This is a genomic window from Brevibacterium sp. (assembly GCF_031179145.1).
In the GTDB taxonomy this organism is placed as follows: domain Bacteria; phylum Actinomycetota; class Actinomycetes; order Actinomycetales; family Brevibacteriaceae; genus Brevibacterium.
Window position 1 is genome coordinate 64,652 of sequence record NZ_JAPSIB010000016.1, and the last position, 21,325, is coordinate 85,976.

The 21,325-nt window shown below is 67.7% G+C and carries 19 protein-coding genes and 2 tRNA genes; 18 read left to right on the forward strand and 3 right to left on the reverse strand.

Annotation, left to right across the window (positions count from 1 at the left end):
* The first annotated feature begins 7 nt into the window (after window positions 1-7).
* The 8 genes from RIT73_RS12415 to RIT73_RS12450 all read left to right on the forward strand — a co-directional run bounded on the left by RIT73_RS12415 (window position 8) and on the right by RIT73_RS12450 (window position 7,550).
* On the forward strand, window positions 8-295 hold the full coding sequence (locus RIT73_RS12415) for a DUF3618 domain-containing protein (RefSeq protein WP_309132389.1): 288 nt from the start codon (window positions 8-10) through the stop codon (window positions 293-295).
* Complete coding sequence (locus tag RIT73_RS12420; RefSeq protein ID WP_309132390.1) at window positions 288-608, forward strand: co-chaperone GroES; 321 nt, start codon at window positions 288-290, stop codon at window positions 606-608. Before RIT73_RS12415 ends, RIT73_RS12420 begins: the two co-directional genes overlap by 8 nt.
* Window positions 609-757: 149 nt before the next feature.
* Window positions 758-833, forward strand: a tRNA-Lys gene (locus RIT73_RS12425).
* Between the two features lie 208 nt (window positions 834-1,041).
* Entirely contained in the window at window positions 1,042-3,042 is a 2,001-nt protein-coding gene (locus tag RIT73_RS12430) for a hypothetical protein (protein WP_309132391.1), read from the forward strand.
* On the forward strand, window positions 3,039-4,424 hold the full coding sequence (locus tag RIT73_RS12435) for a hypothetical protein (RefSeq protein WP_309132392.1): 1,386 nt from the start codon (window positions 3,039-3,041) through the stop codon (window positions 4,422-4,424). The genes RIT73_RS12430 and RIT73_RS12435 overlap by 4 nt, the downstream gene beginning before the upstream one ends.
* A 154-nt stretch (window positions 4,425-4,578) precedes the next feature.
* Window positions 4,579-5,865: an Nramp family divalent metal transporter gene (locus RIT73_RS12440; RefSeq protein WP_309132393.1), complete on the forward strand. Its 1,287-nt coding sequence runs from the start codon at window positions 4,579-4,581 to the stop codon at window positions 5,863-5,865.
* Window positions 5,862-6,569, forward strand: a complete 708-nt coding sequence (locus RIT73_RS12445) for a hypothetical protein (RefSeq protein WP_309132394.1) — start codon at window positions 5,862-5,864, stop codon at window positions 6,567-6,569. The genes RIT73_RS12440 and RIT73_RS12445 overlap by 4 nt, the downstream gene beginning before the upstream one ends.
* Window positions 6,570-6,677: 108 nt before the next feature.
* Window positions 6,678-7,550, forward strand: coding sequence for an urea carboxylase-associated family protein (locus RIT73_RS12450; RefSeq protein WP_309132395.1), 873 nt, complete (start codon window positions 6,678-6,680; stop codon window positions 7,548-7,550).
* On the opposite strand, the gene RIT73_RS12455 is transcribed toward RIT73_RS12450, so the two are convergent.
* The gene (locus tag RIT73_RS12455; protein WP_309132396.1) at window positions 7,538-8,236 is read right to left on the reverse strand and encodes a GntR family transcriptional regulator; all 699 of its coding nucleotides are present in this window, start codon (window positions 8,234-8,236) and stop codon (window positions 7,538-7,540) included. The two genes, RIT73_RS12450 and RIT73_RS12455, sit on opposite strands and share 13 nt — an antisense overlap.
* Before the next feature lie 68 nt (window positions 8,237-8,304).
* On the opposite strand from RIT73_RS12455, the gene RIT73_RS12460 reads away from it, so the two are divergent.
* The 8 genes from RIT73_RS12460 (at window position 8,305) to RIT73_RS12495 (ending at window position 16,057) form a co-directional block, all read left to right on the forward strand.
* Window positions 8,305-9,549 (forward strand): divalent metal cation transporter, encoded by a 1,245-nt coding sequence (locus RIT73_RS12460; RefSeq protein WP_309132397.1) that lies wholly within the window; start codon window positions 8,305-8,307, stop codon window positions 9,547-9,549.
* A gap of 2 nt (window positions 9,550-9,551) precedes the next feature.
* Complete coding sequence (locus tag RIT73_RS12465; RefSeq protein ID WP_309132398.1) at window positions 9,552-10,367, forward strand: 5-oxoprolinase subunit PxpA; 816 nt, start codon at window positions 9,552-9,554, stop codon at window positions 10,365-10,367.
* The gene (locus tag RIT73_RS12470; protein ID WP_375295007.1) at window positions 10,364-11,158 is read left to right on the forward strand and encodes a putative hydro-lyase; all 795 of its coding nucleotides are present in this window, start codon (window positions 10,364-10,366) and stop codon (window positions 11,156-11,158) included. The genes RIT73_RS12465 and RIT73_RS12470 overlap by 4 nt, the downstream gene beginning before the upstream one ends.
* Complete coding sequence (locus RIT73_RS12475; protein WP_309132399.1) at window positions 11,155-12,903, forward strand: urea amidolyase family protein; 1,749 nt, start codon at window positions 11,155-11,157, stop codon at window positions 12,901-12,903. Before RIT73_RS12470 ends, RIT73_RS12475 begins: the two co-directional genes overlap by 4 nt.
* Before the next feature lie 3 nt (window positions 12,904-12,906).
* Complete coding sequence (locus tag RIT73_RS12480) at window positions 12,907-14,643, forward strand: biotin carboxylase N-terminal domain-containing protein (RefSeq protein ID WP_309132400.1); 1,737 nt, start codon at window positions 12,907-12,909, stop codon at window positions 14,641-14,643.
* Window positions 14,644-14,725: 82 nt separating this feature from the next.
* Window positions 14,726-15,199: a thioredoxin-dependent thiol peroxidase gene (gene bcp / locus RIT73_RS12485; protein WP_309132401.1), complete on the forward strand. Its 474-nt coding sequence runs from the start codon at window positions 14,726-14,728 to the stop codon at window positions 15,197-15,199.
* Window positions 15,200-15,349: 150 nt separating this feature from the next.
* A tRNA-Leu gene (locus tag RIT73_RS12490) sits at window positions 15,350-15,431 on the forward strand.
* 122 nt (window positions 15,432-15,553) lie between these two features.
* On the forward strand, window positions 15,554-16,057 hold the full coding sequence (locus RIT73_RS12495) for a metallophosphoesterase (RefSeq protein WP_309132402.1): 504 nt from the start codon (window positions 15,554-15,556) through the stop codon (window positions 16,055-16,057).
* Between the two features lie 149 nt (window positions 16,058-16,206).
* Here the strand turns inward: RIT73_RS12495 and RIT73_RS12500 are convergent, their stop codons facing one another.
* Entirely contained in the window at window positions 16,207-16,833 is a 627-nt protein-coding gene (locus RIT73_RS12500; RefSeq protein ID WP_309132403.1) for a TetR/AcrR family transcriptional regulator C-terminal domain-containing protein, read from the reverse strand.
* Window positions 16,834-16,936: 103 nt separating this feature from the next.
* Between RIT73_RS12500 and RIT73_RS12505 the strand changes: the two genes are divergently transcribed.
* Entirely contained in the window at window positions 16,937-18,583 is a 1,647-nt protein-coding gene (locus RIT73_RS12505; RefSeq protein WP_309132404.1) for an amidohydrolase, read from the forward strand.
* 11 nt (window positions 18,584-18,594) lie between these two features.
* Window positions 18,595-19,977, forward strand: a complete 1,383-nt coding sequence (locus RIT73_RS12510; protein WP_375295008.1) for an APC family permease — start codon at window positions 18,595-18,597, stop codon at window positions 19,975-19,977.
* Here the strand turns inward: RIT73_RS12510 and RIT73_RS12515 are convergent.
* A complete protein-coding gene (locus tag RIT73_RS12515) occupies window positions 19,964-21,124 on the reverse strand; it encodes a sensor histidine kinase (RefSeq protein ID WP_309132406.1) in 1,161 nt (386 codons plus the stop codon). The two genes, RIT73_RS12510 and RIT73_RS12515, sit on opposite strands and share 14 nt — an antisense overlap.
* Between the last annotated feature and the right edge of the window lie 201 nt (window positions 21,125-21,325).

A 21,325-nucleotide genomic window follows, 5' to 3' on the forward strand; every position in this document is an offset into this window, starting at 1 on the left:
CGATCCGATGACTGACAACGTCTACACCTCAGATGTGACCGTGGACAACGCGACCCCTGCCCAGCTGGCGGAGTCGATCCGACTGCGCGAAGAGCGCATTTCCGAGAACATTGACGAGCTGGTGGGTCGCATCCACCCCAAGGTGCTCGCCTCCCAGGCCGTTGATCGGGCGAAGTCCACTGTCGTCACCGAGGACGGTCAGCCCAAGACCGACACGATCGCCCTGGCCGCAGGCTCCGTCCTCGGCGTCGCCGCACTCGTCATCGGTCTGGCCGGAAGGAACCGGCGTGGCTGATGCCGCTCTTCCCATCCGCATGCTCCACGACCGGATCCTGCTCGATCCGGGCCAGGAGGCGGGTGAACGCAAGTCCTCGGCCGGGATCGTCATCCCGGCGACCGCCTCCATGGGCAAGCGTCTCGTGTGGGGCAAGGTCGTGGCCGCGGGCCCGCATGTGAGGCAGGCGAACCTCGGTGACACCGTCCTCTACGATCCGGAGGAACTCGCCGAGGTGGAGCTTGAGGGCCAGGCGTATGTGCTCCTGCGTGAGCGCGACGTCCACGCCATCGCCGAGCCCGCCGAGCAGTCGAGCGCAGGCATGTACCTGTGAGTCCATCGACGACCCCAAAGGCATGCTGACCTGGTCCGATCTGCGACCTTGATCACAAACCGTCGAAAGGTCGGATTTCGGTTTGCAAGACGAGGATCGACCTGAGTAATATTAATTCTCGTTGCGCAGGGAACTGCACAGCGAAGAACGCACCTCTAGCTCAATTGGCAGAGCAACTGACTCTTAATCAGTGGGTTCCGGGTTCAAGTCCCGGGGGGTGCACCACCAAGCAGAAAAACCGCCAGTCGATCGAATCGGCCGGCGGTTTTCTCATTCACGGCGATCGCATTAACCGGTCAGCGACTCTTCTCATTCACGCGAAGAATCCGCGGTTCTCATAATCACGCAACACCGCTTGCTGAGAACTGGCTGTTTGGTCTTTGTGCACTCGCTCAAATTAGACTGTCCGGGTGAACTTCCGAACCTGTCGACCATGCGCTTTCTGACCTCCCTCGTCGTCGGGATCACTCTCTTAGCCGCGGTGACCGCGGGCCCGGCGACCGCTGCCCCAGCACCGGATTCGGCAGTGTCCGACCGGATGGCTTCTGCGCAGGAGAACTACCAGGACACGTGGGCACGTATCCTCAGCGCGGACCTGGAGAAGTCGGGCCTCCATATCGCCCCCGGTCTCGCCGACTTCTGGGACGAGCGTCAGCGGAAGCTGACCGCTGAGGGAATCGCCGTGTCCCATTCGGCCGGTTACGACACCTACCTGGCGATCCTGCCTGCCGAGCCGCAGACCAACCGTGATGGTTCGAGCGTCAGCTCGAGGGAAATGCAGAGCGTGTGGCAGGAGATCATCACGGATGTCGCCGCAGATCTCGGCGTCAGCGACGCGGTCTTCGCCTTCTGGGTGCCCGACAGCCCCGGCCGCAGCCGCTATGCCGTCTTCGACGATGGGGCGCTGGTCCGTGACTTCGCTCCCGCTGCATCCGGTCTCGAGGTCAATACCGACGTCCCCGGTCCCTTCTTCCACTACGCACTGCGCACCGGTCCCGCCGGCTCCGGAGAGACCCCGACCGAGGACGAAGCGGCACCGGCTCTTCTCCTCCCTGACTGGTCCTCGGGATATGCCTCCGACTGGGGGAAGGAGTCCCCGGCAGGCCTGTCATTGCCCGGATTCGTCGCCGGCGTCGTCGTCATCGCAGTCGGAGGCATCGTGGTTCTGGTGCTGGTCGGCGTCGCGTCGGTCCTGCGCCGTCACCGAGGTGAACGACTCGACAGGCTCAAGGACACCCAGGAGGAACTGCGCCCACGAGCCCTGTCAGCGCAGCAGCACCTCAACCGTCGATCGACGCCCGCGAGCATGGCGGAGGCGGCGCAGTCGCTGCCATCTGCCGGGACAAGCAATGACCTGCGCGTTCTCGTCGCCTGGGACATCCTCGGCGACGAGACGCGAGCCCATGCCTCCCGCCGGTACCCGTCATCCCGCTGCTTCTTCCGCCCGGATCGCCCTGCCGTGACGACCCGCTATTGGTCGCCGGTCGGGTCCGACATCGCGCTTCCCGTCAGCGCCGAGGCCGCCGAGGTGCTGGACACTGGCCGCACGCCCGAGTACCTGTCGGCCGAAGGCACTCTGAGCGGCCGCCCGTATTGGACCACGGACGATGCGTTCGCGCGCAGCGGCTTCGGAGCATTCACGCCTCTGTCCGCCGGCCTCCGTGCACACGCAGCTCAGAGCAGCGACCGGCCGGAACCTGAACCTCTCGGCCCAACTCGTCCGTGGGTCACCACCGCGGCTCTGGTCGCAGTGGTGGCAGCAGGACTGACCACTGCCGGTCTGGTCGCCGCCCACAACTCGGACCAACGAGCACTGAGCGCCTCACCGGCGTTCTCCCGCGTCACCGATCTGGACGCCCCTGCCGCCCGGGCCCTGGCGACGACGATCCGAACCGAGCTCAGCGACGATGGGATCGCAGTGGCTCCGGCAATGCTGTGGTCGATCAGCCCGGAGGACATCGACGAGTACCGGACCATTCTCGACCGCATCGACCTCGATGCCGCGATCGTGGTGTGGCCCAAACCGGAATACGCGCCGATGGAATCATCCGTTGCCCTCACCACACTGATCCAGCGGAGGAGCCCCGCGGACGTCACAGTGGTCAGCCACGGCTCCTCGAGTCGCCCGGTCAGCTCCACCCTCGATGTCTTCGCCATCCGGTCCGAGAACGAGACCGATGTCGTCGCCGACAATGTCTCGGCCACGCTGACCGCACTCGCTGCCGCGGACACACCGAAAAAACTCGACGCACCGATCGAGACCACGATCGAAGAGATGCACGAGTACATGCCACAGCCCGACACAGCCGCCTACGACCGCGCCCGGAACATCGGCATCGCCAAGACCGTCGGGCTCACCCTGCTGGCAGCCCTTGCCCTGATCTTCGGATCCCGCCTGACCTGGAACCGCCAACCGTCCGGGAGGAACCCGTGAGCACCCACACATTCCCACTGCCGACCCGGGCTCTGCTGTGCGCGCTCATCGCCGGCGCGCTCAGCGTCGGCACGCCGATCGTCGCCGCCCCGGCCGCAGCAAACGCGGTCGCCGCCGATGCAGCCACCGCGGTTCCGGTCACCGCTGAACCGACCGGGACCGCAATCACCGCTTCGTCGCTGGAGACGGCCGACCTCCCTTCTACCGAGGTCGAACTGGCCCAGCTGATCGCCGAACAGTGGAAGACAGATCCGCTCTTCGCCTCACCGCAGGCGCGGCAGATGTACCCGGCGTCGACGCTGGAGGAGATCCGCTCCCGGATGGAGGCGATCGACGGCGACGTCTATCTCGCCCTCGTCCCCGAGTACGACGAACACCATCAGTCGAGCACCCAGCTGCTGTCCGTTGTCTCGGCGTTCCACGGCGATGCGGCCCGGGTGCGGATGGTCTCGACGACGGCCGGGGGTCTGGCCGGCAGCGTCGACCCGGCTGATCCCGACGCCCACCTTCTCGAGCGCCAGTTCCTCCAGTACGTCTTCGATGACGCTCACTCGATTACCGACATCGAATGGATCCTCGATGTCCTCGAACGACTGGCCGACCCGCAGGTGGGCACCACCGAGCTCTCGCTCATCGATCGGGTGTTCGGCTTCGTCGTCTACCACCCAGTCCGCTCGATCCTCATCGGCCTCATCGGCGCGGCAGCTCTGGGCGCGGCGATCTGGGTCCTCGCCGGGCGCCAGGCGCGCAACCCGAGGAAGTACCGGATCCCCGAGGCGGTGCTCTCCTCCGCCGCAGAGGCCACTCGATCGCGTCTGCTGCAGAGGGTCCACTCCGACAGCTCGCGGGTGGCTGCTGCGCTGCGGGAACAGGAGACCCGGGATCTGGCCCCGTCCCAGGTGCGTCGGGTCCAGCATGGGCTCGACTCCTACGACTGGGCTCGGAAGATCAGCGCCGATACTGGATGCGAGGAAGATGACCTGGCCGGTGCACTGGTGCTGCTCGACATGGCCGAGAAGGATCTCCAGGCCGTCGCGGGCACCGATGGGACGCCGACCTCCCGGACCACGAGAGGCTCCCGGGCGAAGAAGGGCCTTGAAGTCGCGATGGGTGACACCGGCCTGTGCGCCATCGACCCTCGTCACGGCAGTGCGGTCACTCGGATCAACCTCTCCGCCGAGGCGGTGACAGGTGCAAGCCGGTCCGTGCGGCTCACCGCGTGCACGCGCTGCCGGGCCGATCACGCCAAGGGAGTGCAGCCGCAGTGGCTGAGAGTCGACGGCGAGCCCTATGTCGGTCGCGATACCGTCTGGGCGCGCACGCTCTTCGGCGCGACCGAAGACGATCTGCTCGCCGCTCTCGTCGCGGACTCAGCCACCTGAGCGCTCGACCATCTGAGCATCCGACCGGACATCGCACCTACCTGAAATATTGCTCAACAATCCCTTGACTGAATTGTCGAACAACTTATAGGCTCGACCTCGGCGCACGCACCGTGCCGCCGCACGCAAACGCCTTCGAGCCCAAAGGTCAGTCATGGAACATGCACCGAACACCGCCTCCGCTGCCGGAGGGCCGGAGGAAGCTCACCAGGCGACTCGCCCACCCAAATGGTGGAAGCCCGGCCCCGCACTGATGGTCACCGCCTGCTTCGTCGGTCCCGGAACGGTGACGACCGCGAGCCTGGCGGGAGCGGATTTCGGGATGACCCTGATGTGGGCGGTGCTCTTCTCCATCCTCGCCACCATCGTCCTCCAGGAGATGGCGGCCAGGCTCGGCCTTGCCAGCGGTCTCAGCCTCGGCCAGGCGCTGCGCCGGACCATCACTCAGCCCATCCTGCGCCTGGTGGTCATCGTGCTCGTCGTCTCCGCCCTCGGCATCGGCAGCGCCGTCTACGCTCAGGGAGACATGCTCGGCACAGCGCTCGGCCTGTCCGAGGCCACGGGAACACCTGCCCAGATCTGGCCGCTGATCACCTTCGCAGCGGTGTCCGCCCTTCTGCTCACGGGCCGCTTCACCCTGATCATGCGGGTCCTCGGTGTACTGGTCGCGATCATGGCGATCGTCTTCGTCGCCACCGCGATCATGGTCCGGCCCGATCCTCTCGCGATGCTCAAGGGCACATTCGTCCCGACGGTCCCCGACGGCTCCGCATTCGTCATCATCGGACTGATCGGAACGACCGTGGTCGGCTACAACCTGTTCCTCCACTCCTCCGGAGTGATCGAATACTATCCACGCGGCGAACACCTGAAGGAGTCGATCAAGTCGGCCAGAGCCGACACCGCGCTGTCGATCACGCTCGGAGGACTGATCACGCTGGCGATTCTGGCCACCGCGGCGGCTGCCTTCTTCACCACCGGCATACCCGTCGAGAGCGCCGCCACCATGGCGACCCAGCTCGAGCCGCTGCTCGGCCCGAGCGCCCGCTACTTCTTCGCGGCGGGACTCTTCTCCGCCGGGCTGACGAGCGTGATCGCGGGCGGACTGGCCGCAGCGTTCGCCGTCAGCACGACCCTGGGATGGGGACAGGACCTCAAGTCGTGGAGATTCCGCGCCATCTGGCTGGCAGTCCTCGGCTACGGGGCGATCGTCGCGACACTCGGGGACAACCCGATCGCCGCGATCCTGTTCGCTCAGGCGACCAACGGCGTGCTCCTCCCGATCCTGGCGATCACCCTCCTCCTGGTGATGAACAACCGGACACTCCTGGGACGCCATGCGAACTCGAAGCTGCAGAATGCGGTCGGAGCGCTCATCGTCCTCGTCGTCATCGGTCTGTCGCTGAATTCCCTGCTCGGCCTCATCGGAGTCACCGGATGACGTCAGTTCAGAGACTTCCTGCGCGCCTCGGCGTGCTCATCCCCTCGACCGATACGACCGCTGAGCAGGAGCTACCGGCGTTCCTCGGTGACGCGGCGAGCTTCCATGTCGCTCGCATGCGACTGTCCGAGGTGACTCCTGCGGGGCTGGCATCCATGGATGCCTCTGCGCTCGAGGCCGCGGACCTCCTCGCCGACGTCTCCCCCGACCTCGTGCTCTTCGCCTGCACGAGCGGCACCTTCATCAAAGGCCCCGAGCACGAACGCTGGTTCGCAGCGCAGTTGGCAGTACGGGTCACTGCACCGGTGATCACCACCGCCTGGTCTCTTGCCCAGGTTCTGCCGCGGCACGGGCGGAGGATCCGGCTGCGCACCCCCTACACTCAGGACCTCACCCGGTTGGAGGCGGATTACCTGCGCACGTTCGGTCTCGAGGTCACGAGTTCGGCATGCCTGGGGCTGACGGACGACACGGCGATCGCAGACGTCACTTCTCACCGCCTGCACGAACTGGCAGCAGGTGACGACCTGGCAGATATGCTCCTCCTCAGCTGCACGAACCTCCCGAGCAGGTCGCAGTTGGAGCGAGTCTCGAAGTCAACCGGAATGCCGGTGATCAGCAGCAATTCGGCTTCCGCCACGGTGGTCGGAGAAGTGCTCACCGGTCGACTCGCGCCTCTGGCACGTCCACCCGGCCGCGACTGACGCGAGCGGCATCGCGACATCGACTGAGCGGGGCCAGCCATCGACCGGAGCCCTTCACCAGTCATCAACCCTTAACCAGTCATCCACCTCAGCAGAAAGCAGAGCACAATGCCCCCTCAGCCCTCCGAACCTCGCAGCTACACGCAGCCGGCCGCCTACCAGTCACTGCCGGGCGGACCTCTGGATCCGGACCGGAGCTTCTACGACCGAGTCGCGGGAGCTGAGAGGACGCTGACGCAGCAGTTCGAGATCCCGATCCGCTCCGCGCAGGCGTGGGAGGTGCCGGCGGGATCCCTCGTTCGCCTCTACTCGGTCGAGGGCCCGCAGGTCGGCGACCTCAACCTGTGGAACCTGAACAACCCTCGGGAGAGATTCTGGGCCGCCCGGACCCGGCAGCTGCAACGTGCCTCGATGACCACCTACGATCGCTTCTGGTCGACACTGCCCTACCTGCGTCCGCTGGCGACCGTCGTCGCCGACTCCCTGGCCGGTCACCCCGACGCCGAGGTGATCCACGACCTTCTCGGCACCCGCTGCGACCCGTACGTCAACCGCATGCTCGCCGACTACGACTTCGACTACCACTGTCACTCGAATCTCACCCGCGCAGTCCTCCCCCATGGACTGACCGAATTCGATGTCCATGACGTCCTCAACGTCTTCCAGTTCGCCGGACTCAACGACAAGCGCGAGTACTTCATGGATTCCTGCCCGGCCCGACCCGGCGACCACTTCGAGTTCTTCGCCGAGGTCGACCTCCTGTGCGCTCTGTCGACGTGTCCCGGCGGCGACCTCTCGGTCCACATGTGGGGCCCGGAGGCCGCGAGTACCGAGGAGCAGCTCGAGCACTGCCACCCGCTCGGCGTCGAGGTCTACTCACTGCCCGACGATGTTCTGGCGGATTGGACGCCGCCGGAGACAGCGGCGTATCAGGGGCAGCACGGTCGTCACGGCCTGGCGGCGGAGCCCTACCGGGCTTGAGCGTCCGGCCCGACCTCGTCGAGGCGAGCCAGCAGTTGGCTCTCAGCATGGTCGAGATAGTCGAGGAGTGCGGCCTCCGCCTCCTGCTCCCGGCCTGGGGTCAGGAGCCGCGCGAGGTCGAGATTCCGGGTGACGTACTCCGCGTGGTACGAGCCGTCACCCTCCTTGGCCAGGAACACCAGCCGCATCCGCGCCAGGATCTGATCCATGAGCACGGAGAGCATCCGGGTCCGGGCGAGGGCGACGAATTCCCGGTGGAACTCCTGGTTCGCCCAGGCCATGGTCGTCTCATCGCCGGACTCCAGTGCCTCCTGTCCCGAGGTCACTGCCGCCCACAGCCGGCTCAGGTCGGCCTCGGTCAGATCGACCGTGCGGACCACGCCGGTCTGGACGATCCGCCTGGTCCGATAGATCTCCCGGATGTCATCGGCGGTGGGCGTGTGGACGAAGACCCCCCGGTTGGGCTGCCGCTCGACCAGCCCTTCTTCGGCCAGGATCTGGAAGGCGCTCCTCAGCGTATGCCGGGACACCTTCAGCTGAGACGTCAACTGCACTTCGGGAAGCTTGGCGCCGGGGCGGATCCGACCTGCCGAAATCGTCTCCCGCAGGAAGTTCGCCACGCTCTCGGGACCGTAGGCGTGGACATTGAGCCCCTCCGAGGGAAGCGTCAGATGAAAGTCGGACATACACTCAATCTAACTGTTCGCCCTCCACTCGCTCACCGCCACCACACAGTCGGATCATCGGAGCAGCCATGAATCAATCCAACACGTCGGCAATGTCGGTCAGAGTCAGCCGCAGCGCCGTCGTCGGCGCCATCTTCCTCATGGCCACCTCGGCGATCGGTCCCGGGTTCATCACGCAGACGGCCACATTCACGGCCCAGCTCGGCGCGGCCTTCGCGTTCGCGATCCTCGTCTCGATCCTCATCGACATCGCGATCCAGCTCAACGTCTGGCGGATGGTCACCTCCTCGGGCAAGCGGGCCCAAGCCCTGGCCTCGTCCGCGGTGCCCGGCTCCGGCATCGTGCTGGCCGTCCTCATCGTCGTCGGCGGCCTCGCCTTCAACATCGGCAACATCGCCGGCGGCGGACTCGGGCTCAACGCCCTCCTCGGCGTCGATCCGAAACTCGGCGGACTCGTCACCGGAGTCCTCGCCATTGCGATCTTCCTCTTCAAACGCGCCGGCAAGGTCGTCGACATCGTCGTCATGATCCTCGGCATCGGGATGATCGTCCTCACCGTCATCGTCACCATCGTCTCCCAGCCGCCCGTCGGCGAGGCCCTGCGCCAGACCGTCGCCCCCGACACCATCAACTTCGCGACGATCACCACAATCGTCGGCGGCACCGTCGGCGGCTACATCACGTATTCGGGCGCCCACCGCTACCTCGACTCCGGCAACGTCGGCCCCGAGGCGGCCCCGAGCGTCATGCGATCAGCGCTGACCGGAATCCTCGTCACCGGCGTCATGCGCTACGTCCTGTTCCTCGCGATCCTCGGCGTCGTCGCCTCCGGAGTCACCCTCGACCTCACCGGCCAGGTCGCCAACCCCGCCGGTCAGGCCTTCGCCGCCGTCCTCGGCGAGGCGGGCATGCGCATCTTCGGGGCGATCTTCTGGGCCGCGGCACTGAGCTCGGTGATCGGGGCGGCCTACACCTCGGCGACGTTCCTCTCCTCGTTCTCGCACCGGCTCGCGACCGGGTGGCCGCTGCAGATCGCGACCGTGGGGTTCATCGTCGTCTCCCTCGTGGCCTACCTCCTGCTCGGCACCCCACCGGCCACCCTGCTCGTGTTCGTCGGCGGCTTCAACGGACTGATCCTGCCGATCGGACTGACGATCTTCATGTACATCGGCTGGTTCCGGCCGCGCCTGCTCAATACGGACACCTATCCCACCTGGCTGCTCATCATCGGTACCCTGGCCACACTGCTCACGTGGTACATGGGTGTGCAGTCGATCGGCCCAATCTTCGCAATGATCGGAATCGGAGGATGACAATGACAACCATCGACCTCAACTCGGACCTCGGAGAGAATGTCCCTGACCGCATCGTCAGTGACGACGAGGCCATGCTCGGTCTCGTCACCAGCGCTAATGTCTCGTGCGGATTCCATGCCGGCAATCCCGAGGGCATCCGCGCAACCGTTGCCGCCGCCACCCGCGGCGGAGTCGTGATCGGCGCCCACCCGGGCTACGACGATTACGAAGGCTTCGGCCGGCGGCCGATGGATGTCCCCGCCGCCACTCTCCAGGCGCAGGTGGAGTACCAGATCGGGGCGCTCATCGGACTGACCACGGCCGTGGGCGGCACGGTCGCCTACGTCAAGCCCCATGGCGGCCTCTACAACCGAATCGTCCACGACGAGGCTCAGGCGAAGGTCGTGATGGACGCGATCAAGGCGATCGATCCGAACCTCGTCGTCCTCGGCCTCGCCGGCAGCGTGTCCAATCAGGTCGCCGAGGCGGCCGGCCTCACCGTCGCCGCAGAGGCCTTCGCCGACCGCGCCTACAACCCCGACGGCTCGTTGGTCTCCCGCACCGAAGAGGGCTCGGTCCTCCACGACCCCGCCGTCGTCGCCGAGCGGGTGCTGCGCCTCGTCGAGACCGGGGAGGTCGAGGCCGTCGACGGTTCCATCGTCAAGGTCGACGCCCAGTCGATCTGCTTCCACGGTGACAGCCAGGGTTCGATCGAGATGGCCCGGGCCGCCCGCTCCCGGCTCGAGGAAGCCGGTGTCACGATCGCCCCCTTCGCGGGGAGCTCGGCCGCAGGGAGCTCGGCCGCAGGGAGCTCGGCTGCCGGGAGTTCGGCATGAGCATGGACGAATCGGTGCGAGCCGCGATCGTGGGCGGGCAGGCCCGCGAGCGCATCCGCGCCGGGTTCACCGGACCCACCTCGGGCATGGCGCCCGGAGTCGTGCAGGCGAACCTCATCGCCGTCCCCGCGGACTGGGCGTACGACATGCTCCTGTTCGCCCAGCGCAACCCGAAGCCGTGCCCGGTCCTCGACGTCATCGAGGCCGGGGACTGGGAGTCCGCCCTGGCCGAGGGCAGCGACATCCGCACTGACATCCCCGCCTACCGGGTGTGGGAGAACGGTCGGCTCGTCGAGGAGGTCACCGATGCCACGAGCGTGTGGCGCGAGGATCTCGTGTCGTTCCTCATCGGCTGCAGCTTCACCTTCGAATCTGGCCTGAGCCGGGCCGGGATCCCGATCCGCCACCAGGAGGCCGGGCGCAACGTGCCGATGTACCGGACCAACCTGCCGTGTGCCGAGGCCGGGCGGATCTCCGGAGACCTCGTCGTCTCCCTGCGTCCCATCCCCGCTCATCAGGTCGCCGAGGCAGTGCGGGTCACCGACCGGTACCCTTCCATTCACGGCGGCCCCGTCCACATCGGCGAGCCCGGGCAGATCGGCATCGCGGACCTCGGCTCCCCGGACTTCGGGGACGCCCCGGACATCCGCGCCGGGGACGTGCCCGTGTTCTGGGCCTGCGGCGTGACCCCGCAGGCCGCGATCGAGGAGTCGGGGATCCCCTTCGCGATCACCCACTCCCCCGGCCGCATGTTCATCACCGACGCCCCGGAAGCGAAGTACCGCCAGTGACACAGTTCCGCACCGCCTCCCCGCGCGACCTCCTCGTCGAATGCGAGGACCTCCCCACGACGATGCGTCTGCACGCCGCCCTCGAGTCCGCCGAGCTGCCCGGCGTCGACGAGCTCATCCCCGCCGCCCGCACGGTGCTCATCCGGTTCGACCCGCGGCGCACCTCGGAGGCGCGGCTGCGTGAGTCCATCGAGACCCTCGATCAGGGAGCCGACGCAGAACGTCATCACCGTGAGGTCACGATCGACGTCCGCTACGACGGGGAGGACCTCGCCGAGGTGGCCGGACTCCTCGACATCTCCCCAGCCGAGGTGGTCCGCCGGCATCAGGCCGCGACCTGGCAGGTCGCGTTCTCCGGCTTCGCCCCCGGCTTCGGTTACCTGGCCGGTGACGACCCGATCTTCTCCGTCCCCAGGCGCCCCTCCCCGCGGACCCGGGTCCCCGTCGGAGCCGTCGCCCTGGCAGGAGAGTTCACAGGTGTCTATCCCCGCAGCTCACCCGGCGGCTGGCAGCTCATCGGCAGCACCGACGCCAAGCTGTGGGACCTCGACCGCGACCCCCCGGCTCTGTTCATCCCGGGCACCGTCGTCACGTTCCGGGACGTCGGCGCGGAGACGATCGTGACCGCGGGTGGACGCGGGGACTCGGCGGCGGGTGACTCGGACCGGGCGGACGAGCCGACCACCGACGACACCGCGCATGCTGACGAAGCCGACGCGAACCGATCGGCATCTGAACCTTCGACACTGCCGGACTTCGCCCTCGAGGTCCTCCAGCCCGGTCTGCAGCTCCTCGTCGAGGATCTGGGCCGGCCGGGCTTCGCCGCGATGGGAGTCTCGCAGGCGGGAGCCGCCGACCGCGGCGCGCTCATCGCAGCCAACCGCCTCGTCGGCAATGCTCCCCACGCCGCCGGCCTCGAAAGCTACGGCGGCGGGGTGACTCTGCGGCTGACCGGGGCCGGAGTCGCCGCTGTCACCGGCGCCCCCGGGCCCGTCACGCTCACCACCGCCGAGGGCACGGTCGTCCACCACCGCCTCGGCGAGCCCTTCGCGACCGAGACCGGGGACGAACTCCATCTCGGCGCCCCCACTGCGGGTGTGCGACGCTGCCTCGCGGTCCGCGGTGGCCTCGCCGTCGAGCCGGCGCTGGAGAGCCGCTCCACCGACACCCTCGCCCACCTCGGCCCCGAACCGATGCAGGCGGGCCAGGTGGTTCCGATCGGGGATCCCGCGACGGCGCCTCACCTCGTTGACTCGGGACCATACGTCAGCAGACCCGAACCCCTGCCGAGGTCCGGGGAGACGGTCACCCTCGAGGTCACGCTCGGTCCGCGCGACGACTGGTTCACCTCGGCGGGGATCTCCACACTGCTCGAGCAGACGTGGACGGTGACAAGTCAGTCGGACCGGGTCGGTCTGCGGCTGGAGGGAGACGTGCCGCTCGAGCGCAGCCGCGACGGCGAGCTGCCCAGCGAAGGCGCCGTGACCGGTGCCCTGCAGGTGCCGCCCAACGGACAGCCCGTGCTCTTCGGTCCCGACCACCCGCTCACCGGCGGATACCCGATCATCGCGGCCGTCAACGACACCGACCTCGCCGCGCAGCTGCCTCCCGGCGCCCGCATCCGCTTCACCCTGGGCTCCGGGTCCTCCGCACCGCGCTCCGGCGGCGCCGGAGCCGCACCCGACCGTGGCACGTCCGACGACCACACCGACAATGGCACCGCCGACGTGCCCGACGAAAGCTGAACCATGCCGACAATCCTCATCGCCAATCGCGGCGAAATCGCCGTTCGCATCATCCGTGCCTGCGCGCAGCTCGGCCACACCTCGGTCGCCGTCTACGCCGACCAGGACTTCGAGGCGATGCACACCCAGCTCGCCGACGAGGCCCAGGCCCTGCCGGGGTCGACCGCCGCCGACACGTACCTCAACATCGACGCCGTCATCGCCGCTGCCCGGGCCTCCGGCGCCGACGCCGTCCACCCCGGCTACGGGTTCCTGTCGGAGAACGCGACCTTCGCCGCCGCCGTCGAGGACGCTGGGCTGATCTGGATCGGCCCCACCGCAGACACGATCACGGCGCTGGGCGACAAGGTCACCGCCCGGCAAATCGCCCAGAAGGTCGGCGCTCCCCTGGCGCCCGGCATCGACCGCCCCCTGCGCGACGCCGCCGAGGTCGAGGAGTTCGCCGCCGAGCACGGACTGCCGATCATCATCAAGGCCGCCCACGGCGGAGGCGGGCGCGGGATGAAGATCGTGCGTGACCTCGCCGAGGTCACCGACGCTTATCAGTCGGCGACTCGGGAGGCCGTCGAGGCGTTCGGCCGTCCCGAGTGCTTCGTCGAGAAGTTCCTCGAGAAGCCGCGCCATGTGGAGGTTCAGATCCTCGGCGACGGGCACGGGCGGGCCGTAGCGGTGGGCGATCGGGACTGCTCGGCGCAGCGTCGCAATCAGAAGCTCGTCGAGGAGGCGCCCGCCCCGAACCTCAGCGACGACCAGCGCAGGCTCCTCCATCGTGCGGCCGAGGACATCTGCGCCGAGGTGGGCTACCGGGGAGCGGGCACCGTGGAGTTCCTCCTCGCCGCCGACGGCACGATGACGTTCCTCGAGGTCAACACCCGCCTCCAGGTCGAACATCCCGTCACCGAGGCGGTCTCCGGCGTCGACCTCGTCACCGAACAGTTCCGCATCGCCTTCGACGGGGAGCTCTCCCTCGACTCGACCCCGACGCCGCGCGGGCACGCGATCGAACTGCGCATCAACGCCGAGGATCCCGGGCGCGGGTTCCTCCCGACGCCCGGTCGCATCGAGACCCTCGATGTGCCCGGTGGTCCCGGAGTGCGCTGGGATGCCGGAGTTCGTGCCGGAGACACGGTGCAGCCGGCCTTCGACTCCCTGTTCGCCAAGCTCATCGTCCACGGGCCCGACCGCGCCACGACGATTAACCGGACCGTGGCGGCGGCGAAGGAGCTCACGGTCACCGGCCCGGCCACCGTGCTGCCGTGCACGCTCGAGATCCTCGCGGACCCGGCGTTCACCTCGGCGGACCTGGGCATTCACACCCAGTGGATCGAAACCGAGCTGATGCCGCGCTTCGCCGCCCAGTCCCGACCGGCTCCGGCCGAGGAGGTGGGCATGCAGCGGTTCCCGATCGAGCTCGACGGCCGCCGCTCGACCCTGGGGCTGCCGACGGAACTCATCGCCCACCTCGGCGCGGGTGCGAGTGCGGGCGGTGCTGCTGCTCGCGGTGCCGGCGGTGAGGACACGGCCGCTGATGCGACGGCGGTGAGTGCCCCGGTGCCCGGCAACCTCGTCGACTATCTGGTCTCCGACGGCGCCGAAGTCAGCGAAGGTGAGGACATCGCGGTGCTGTCGGCGATGAAGATGGAGACGAAGGTGACCGCCCACCGGTCCGGGACGCTCACTCATGTGGCGACCGTCGGGGCGATGGTTTCGGTGGGTGAGACCGTCGCTCGGATCGGCTGAACTCACCGGCCGCGCACGATTAGAGTGATGGGTGTGACGCGGCGACCGCGTCCGCCAATTCGCAACTGCAGGAGGAGAACCAATGCCACGACTTGCCGTCGGTGACACCGCACCCGATTTCACCTTGGTCAACCAGGACGGGAAGTCCGTCAGCCTCAGCGAGTTCCGCGGGCAGCGCGTCGTCGTCTACTTCTACCCGGCGGCGATGACTCCCGGGTGCACGACCGAGGCCTGTGACTTTCGGGACTCGCTCTCGGCGTTGAGCGCCGCCGGACTCGTCGTCCTCGGCATCTCCCCGGATCAGCCGGAGAAGCTGAAGAAGTTCGCGGAGAAGGAGGGTCTCAACTACGACCTGCTCTCCGATCCGGACAAGGCCATGATGGATGAGTGGGGCGCTTTCGGCGAGAAGAAGAACTACGGCAAGGTGGTCCAGGGCGTCATCCGCTCGACCGTCGTCGTCGACGCCGAGGGAACGGTCGAACTGGCCCAGTACAACGTCAAAGCCACCGGCCACGTCGGTCGCCTGCGCAAAGCGTTGGGCATCGAAGCCGCCTGAGTTCTTCGGCTGCGCGGAGTTCTCCCTCGCGGGAGTGCCCGACCGCCCGAGTTTTCCTCGGGGTTCGCGCATCCTGCTACCCTGGAGTGCGGCGCTCACTGCGAGCGTCGCACTCCTTCGCAGGTGCGGCGAGCACCGTGAAGGCAGCTGGCGCGAGTGGCGGAATTGGTAGACGCGCTGGATTTAGGTTCCAGTGTCTGCGGACGTGGGGGTTCAAGTCCCCCCTCGCGTACGGATTGAGAATGGCTCCTGAAGCGGTGGAATCCGCTTCAGGAGCCATTGCTTTTTCGCGCGCTGACCTCGCCTTCACCAGGAGGTGCTGATCGACGACACCGCATCAGGTTGAATAGAAGCATGCCGACCTCTCTTGTGATTCTCGCGGACACACACCTGCCGAAACGGGCGAAGGCACTCCCCGGTCCCGTCTGGTCAGCGATCGCTGCCGCGGACATCGTGATCCACGCCGGCGACTGGGTGGACGAAGCGACTCTCGATGCGCTCGAAACCCGCTCCCGTCGGCTGATCGGCGTCTACGGCAATAACGATGGGCACGAGCTGCGTGCCCGATTGCCAGAGGTCGCCAGGGCGGAGATCGAGGGGATCCGCTTCGCCGTCATCCACGAGACCGGCGCTGCGCAGGGACGCGAGAAGCGCATGGACGCCCGATTCGACGGGATCGACGTGCTCGTGTTCGGTCACAGCCACATCCCCTGGGACACGACCACGCAGAATGGAATGCGACTGCTCAATCCCGGTTCGCCCACCGACCGGCGCCGACAGCCGGTCTGCACGTTCATGACGGCGACCGCGGATGCCGGCGCCCTGAAGGACGTCACACTCGTCCCGGTGCAGCGCTAGGGCTAACAGCGGACCCATCGAAGAAGACCCTCTCATCGGCATCTAGGATCAACCGGAGCACAGTTTGTCCTCGAACTGCGTTGAAAAGCACGAGTTGCACCCAGGGCTTTTCACAGCAGGTCGAGCCATAACTCAAAGCACACAGTGCTTCAAGCGAGAACACGATCGGCCGCGAGCCGCCCCCGGAGCCCGTCGACGAGCGCAGTGAGACCGAGCTCAAACGCTGACATCGCGTCAAACGACTCCGCGTATCGCGGATCGAGTGCGGAATGGACTGTCCGAAACTGGGGATCGATGAGCTCCTGGTCGAACATGTCGGCTGGGGCGACGATGTCGAGAGCCGAGCCGAGCACGTGGGCCTCGACTGTGCGGATGACGGCGATGACTCGGCTCTCGGGCCAGCCCGCCCGCTGCAGAGCGGCGGCGATGATGTCGTACATCCGGCATGTCGAGACATCCGAGACCGCGGTGGTGGCGAGCAGGCCGATGAGATTCGGGTGAGCGGCGAAGGCCCGGAGATACGATCGCGCCCATGCCCGGATCGCGTCATCCCAAGGCATCTCGGAATCGGGCAGGAAGGGTGTCACGTCGATGTCTTCGACGATCCGAGCCCGCATCAGCTCGATGAGCTCACCTCTGCCCGTGACATGGTTGTACAGCGAGGACACTTGTCTGTCCACGCGGGCGGCAAGCGTGCGCATCGACAGACCCTCGGAGCCCTCCTCATCGACAAGGTCGAGAGCCGCCTGAATCAGGCGTTCGCGATTGAGTCGCATTCGATGCCCACTTTCCACTTCCCAAAGGGTGAATCAAGAGAGTAACGTACTCTCAGGCTTGAACACGAACAGTGTTCGTAAATGCTCATGGGAGAGGACACAAGTGACAACGACGCACTTCGACAACGGCACCATCTGGCTCGGCCCCGACCGGGAGCCCAGCGACGCCCTGCTCGTGCGCGACGGCATCATCACGGCCGTCGGCGCAGCTGACGTCGCGGCCGGACTCGCGGACCTGTCCGCCGGCGAGCACGCCGCCCTCGAACATGTCGACCTCGCCGGCGGGTTCCTCATGCCCTCCTTCGGCGACGGCCACGCCCATCCGATCTTCGGCGGGCTTGAGGCCGCCGGCCCGCAGGTCCGCGGCTGCGAGACCGTGGAGGAGATCGTCGCCGAGGTGCGCAGGTACGCCCAAGCCCATCCCGAAGAGGAGTGGATCGTCGGCGCCTCCTACAACGGCAGCCTCGTCGAGGACGGCCTCTTCGACGCCCGCTGGCTCGATGAGGCCGTCCCCGACCGGCCCGTCATGCTGCGTGCCTGGGACTATCACACGGTGTGGTGCAATTCCCGCGCCCTCGAGCTCGCCGGAATCACCGCTGACACCCCGGATCCGGAGCTGGGAGAGATCCCCCGCCGAGGTGACGGCTCCCCTCTCGGGATCCTGCGGGAATGGGGCGCCGTCGACCTGGTCACCGCCGTGAGACCGCCCCAGGACGAGGCCGAGCGCCTCCGTGCACTCCAGCGCGCGGCCGCGTACTTCAGCGAACGCGGAGTCACCTGGGTCCAGGACGCCTGGGTCGAACCCGCTGACGTGGAGACCTACCTCGCCGCCGCAGCCGACGACCGGCTGGGGATCCGCTTCAACCTCGCCTTCTACGCCGATCCCCGGCACGTCCCCGATCAGCTCGACTGGATGGTCGAGTCCCGGCGGCGGGTCGATGAGCTCGACTCCCCGCTGCTGAGTGCGAACACCGTGAAGTTCTTCGCCGACGGCGTCATCGAGAACGAGACTGGGGCCCTCCTCGAACCGTACTGCTCCTCGCTTCATCACCATGGGCTGCGGGTGTGGGAGGGCGAGACTCTCGCCGAGGCGGTCCGCGCCGTCGACGCCGCCGGTTTCCAGATCCACATCCACGCCATCGGCGACGCCGCCGTGCGACAGGCCCTCGACGCGATCGAATCCGCGATCGGGGCCAACGGCCCGCGCGACCGCCGGCCCGTCATCGCCCATGCCCAGCTCGTCGACGCCGAGGATCTGGGGCGTTTCGCCCGCCTCGGCGTCATCGCGAACATGCAGCCGCTGTGGGCCCAGCTCGATGGTCTGATGACCGTGCTCACGATGCCTCGCCTCGGCGCCGAACGTGCTGCGCAGCAGTACCGGATGCGCAGCATCCTCGACGACGGCGGGCTGCTCGCCTTCGGCTCGGACTGGCCCTGCTCCTCGGGCACGCCGCTCGAAGGGCTGGCCATCGCAACAAGCCGTCAGACCGAGGATGGGCAGCCTGCCGGAGGCTGGACCCCGCAGGAGATCCTCGACACTCCGCGCGCCCTGGACGCCTATACGGCAGCCGTGGCACAGCAGGCGTTCGCCGGTCTCACCTCGGCGCCCTGGGGCAGGATCCGTCCCGGCGCGAGCGCCGACCTCATCCGACTCGACACCGACCCACGCGGCCTCGCCGGTCACGACCTGGCCGCACTCCCGATCCGCACCACCTATCTCCGCGGCACTGCCGTCCATACGTCAGCCTGATCGAAAGGACAATGATGTCCCATCCCACCACCCCGCCGGCCGGTGCCGGCCGCACCACGAACACCGCCGGTGAGGGCCGGCTGCGCCGGGCTCTCGGCGTGCCGTCCCTCGTGCTCTTCGGCCTCGTCTACATGGTGCCGCTGACGGTCTTCACGACCTACGGCATCGTCACGCAGATCTCGGGCGGCCGAGTGCCCGCCGCCTACGTCATCACACTGGTCGCGATGGTGTTCACCGCGCGGTCATACGCGAAGATGGCGCACGCATTCCCGTTCGCGGGCTCCGCCTACACCTATACGCAGAAGAGCTTCGGGGCCGGTGTCGGATTCGTCGCCGGTTGGGCGCTCCTCCTCGACTACCTGTTCCTGCCGATGATCAACTACCTCGTCATCGGCATCTATCTCAGTGAGGCGTTCCCGCTGATCCCGGCCTGGGTCTTCGTGGTCACTGCCATCGTCCTCGTCACCGTCCTCAACATCATCGGGATCGTCTCCGTGGCGCGGGCGAACTTCGTCATCATCGCCGCCCAGGCGGTCTTCATCGTCACCTTCGCGGCACTGAGCATCGCGACGATGACCGGAACCGGCACGGTCGATCTCTCCGCGCCGTTCACCGGGGACGGAACCGCAGAGGGCTTCGGTCCGCTGATGGCCGGAGCGGCGGTGCTGTGCCTGTCCTTCCTCGGCTTCGACGCGATCTCGACGCTGTCCGAAGAGGCCAAGGAGCCGAAGAAGTCGGTGCCGCGTGCCATCGTCATCGCGACGATCACCGGCGGACTCATCTACATCTTCCTGTCCTTCCTGTCCCAGCTCGTGTTCCCGTCGAACGACTTCGCCTCGGTGGACTCGGCGGCGCTCGATGTCATGGCCGCCGCCGGCGGACAGTTCCTCACGATCTTCTTCACCGCCGCCTATGTCGCCGGCGCCTGCGGGTCCGCGCTGACCTCACAGGCGTCCGTGTCACGCATCCTCTACGCGATGGGCAGAGACGGAGTGCTGCCCAGGCGATTCTTCGGCCATCTCTCGCAGCGCTTCGACACCCCGGTCTTCGCCACCCTCGCGGTCGGCGTCGTGTCGCTGTTCGCCATCGTCATCGACCTCACCTTCCTGTCCGAGATGATCAGCTTCGGTGCGCTCGTGGCCTTCTCGGCCGTCAACCTCTCGGTGATCAAGCACTTCGCCATCGACGGCGGGCGCCGCAGCGGCAGCGACATCGTCAGCTTCGTGGTGCTCCCCGCCATCGGCTTCGGCCTCACGCTCTGGCTGTGGACGAGCCTGTCACCACGTACGCTGATCATCGGGCTGGTGTGGCTCGCGGTCGGCTTCGCCTACCTCGCGTTCGTCACCCGCGGGTTCCGCCGCGCCACTCCGACGCTCGACCTCAAGGAGCAGTAGGACCGGCGATCGGCAGTGCTGCAGTGACGCAGAAACCGCCCCGGTCCCCCGCACCGGCGTGGAGTCGGCCGCCGAGGAGCTCGGCCCTCTCCCGCATCCCGGGGATCCCGGTGCCGGGTCCCGCCTCGGCGCCACCGTGACCGTCATCGGCGATCCGCAGCCGCAGCACTGACCCGTCGACCCGGATGTCGACATCCACCCGGTTCGCGCCGGAGTGGCGGATGACGTTCGTCAGCGACTCCTGGACGATCCGGAACGCCGTGGCCTCGGACACCGCCGAGAGCGTCCCCGCGGGGACGTCGACCGTCGCCGCGACCACGAGTCCTGTCGATTCCGCCGAGGCGAAGGCCTCCTGGAGATCGGCCAGCCCCGACAGCGGGGTGCGGTCCCGGGACTCCGGATCCCGGCGCAGCACCGTGACCGTCGAGCGCAGGTTCCGCAAGGTCGCCGAGGTGGCTCTGCGGACCTCCTCGATCGCGGACTTCGCCGCGGCGTCGTCACTGCCGATCGCCTCGGCGGCGACTCCTGCGTGCAGCGCCGCCACGGTCAGGCTGTGCCCGATCGTGTCGTGCAGGTCCCGGGCGATGTCGAGCCTCTCGCCCTGCATCCGGCGTTCGACGGTGTGGGCTTGGTCAGCCTCGGTGAGTGCGGCGATGCGGGCCGAGTGCTCGCGCGCCTCGCGGGTCAGGCGAACGGCCGCGCCCAGGGCGATCGCGGCCGCCGCCAGCGCCAGCTCGGTGACGAAGGTGTAGCCCTCGAGCTGCGCTCGGGGGTCGTCGTCGCCGAGGCGGAAGTAGGTGGCGATGCCGAGCAGCACGAGCGCACACCCCACGGCCCATCGGGTGCGGCGGAGTTCAGCCGCGGAGAAGAGAGCTCCGACCGTGGGCAGAATCATTCCGATCGGCGCGAAGTCGAAGACGTAGTAGAGGCAGACGCCGACAACGGTGATGACGAGCATCGTCCGGGTCGCCACGCGGCGGAGGAGAACCACCAGTCCGAATGCCACGGCGAAGGAGAACGCTCCCGGCTGAGTCCGGCCGGCAGAATCGGAGGCGATGACGACGGCGACGACGAGCGTCAGCGCGCCCGCGAGCACTGCGTCGGTGAGCCGGGCATCGACGCCGTCGACCGTCCTGGGTAGGGCCATGGGAACAGACTACTGGGAGGCTCTCGGCTCTGCAGTCGCCTGAGCCCAGGGGCCCGGACCGGCGAGAGGCGAGCCGGGGTGTCTCCTCCAGGAGACACCCCTGGTCTCGGGGATCGCCTGGGAGATGGGCTCTGTGTCGCCGAGACGAACCCCCGGAAGCCTCTCCTGCGCCGATGTGCTCCGTGGGGCCGCCGCATAGAT

Excerpts from the sequence above, each read along its gene's own strand:
- RIT73_RS12415 (WP_309132389.1), top strand. The coding sequence starts at position 8 with ATGACTGACAACGTCTACACCTCAGATGTGACCGTGGACAACGCGACC.
- RIT73_RS12515 (WP_309132406.1), bottom strand. The coding sequence starts at position 21,124 with ATGGCCCTACCCAGGACGGTCGACGGCGTCGATGCCCGGCTCACCGAC.
- RIT73_RS12470 (WP_375295007.1), top strand. The coding sequence starts at position 10,364 with ATGAGCATGGACGAATCGGTGCGAGCCGCGATCGTGGGCGGGCAGGCC.
- RIT73_RS12480 (WP_309132400.1), top strand. The coding sequence starts at position 12,907 with ATGCCGACAATCCTCATCGCCAATCGCGGCGAAATCGCCGTTCGCATC.
- RIT73_RS12510 (WP_375295008.1), top strand. The coding sequence starts at position 18,595 with ATGATGTCCCATCCCACCACCCCGCCGGCCGGTGCCGGCCGCACCACG.
- RIT73_RS12465 (WP_309132398.1), top strand. The coding sequence starts at position 9,552 with ATGACAACCATCGACCTCAACTCGGACCTCGGAGAGAATGTCCCTGAC.
- RIT73_RS12450 (WP_309132395.1), top strand. The coding sequence starts at position 6,678 with ATGCCCCCTCAGCCCTCCGAACCTCGCAGCTACACGCAGCCGGCCGCC.
- RIT73_RS12455 (WP_309132396.1), bottom strand. The coding sequence starts at position 8,236 with ATGTCCGACTTTCATCTGACGCTTCCCTCGGAGGGGCTCAATGTCCAC.
- RIT73_RS12445 (WP_309132394.1), top strand. The coding sequence starts at position 5,862 with ATGACGTCAGTTCAGAGACTTCCTGCGCGCCTCGGCGTGCTCATCCCC.
- RIT73_RS12495 (WP_309132402.1), top strand. The coding sequence starts at position 15,554 with ATGCCGACCTCTCTTGTGATTCTCGCGGACACACACCTGCCGAAACGG.
- RIT73_RS12460 (WP_309132397.1), top strand. The coding sequence starts at position 8,305 with ATGAATCAATCCAACACGTCGGCAATGTCGGTCAGAGTCAGCCGCAGC.
- RIT73_RS12440 (WP_309132393.1), top strand. The coding sequence starts at position 4,579 with ATGGAACATGCACCGAACACCGCCTCCGCTGCCGGAGGGCCGGAGGAA.
- bcp (WP_309132401.1), top strand. The coding sequence starts at position 14,726 with ATGCCACGACTTGCCGTCGGTGACACCGCACCCGATTTCACCTTGGTC.
- RIT73_RS12500 (WP_309132403.1), bottom strand. The coding sequence starts at position 16,833 with ATGCGACTCAATCGCGAACGCCTGATTCAGGCGGCTCTCGACCTTGTC.
- RIT73_RS12430 (WP_309132391.1), top strand. The coding sequence starts at position 1,042 with ATGCGCTTTCTGACCTCCCTCGTCGTCGGGATCACTCTCTTAGCCGCG.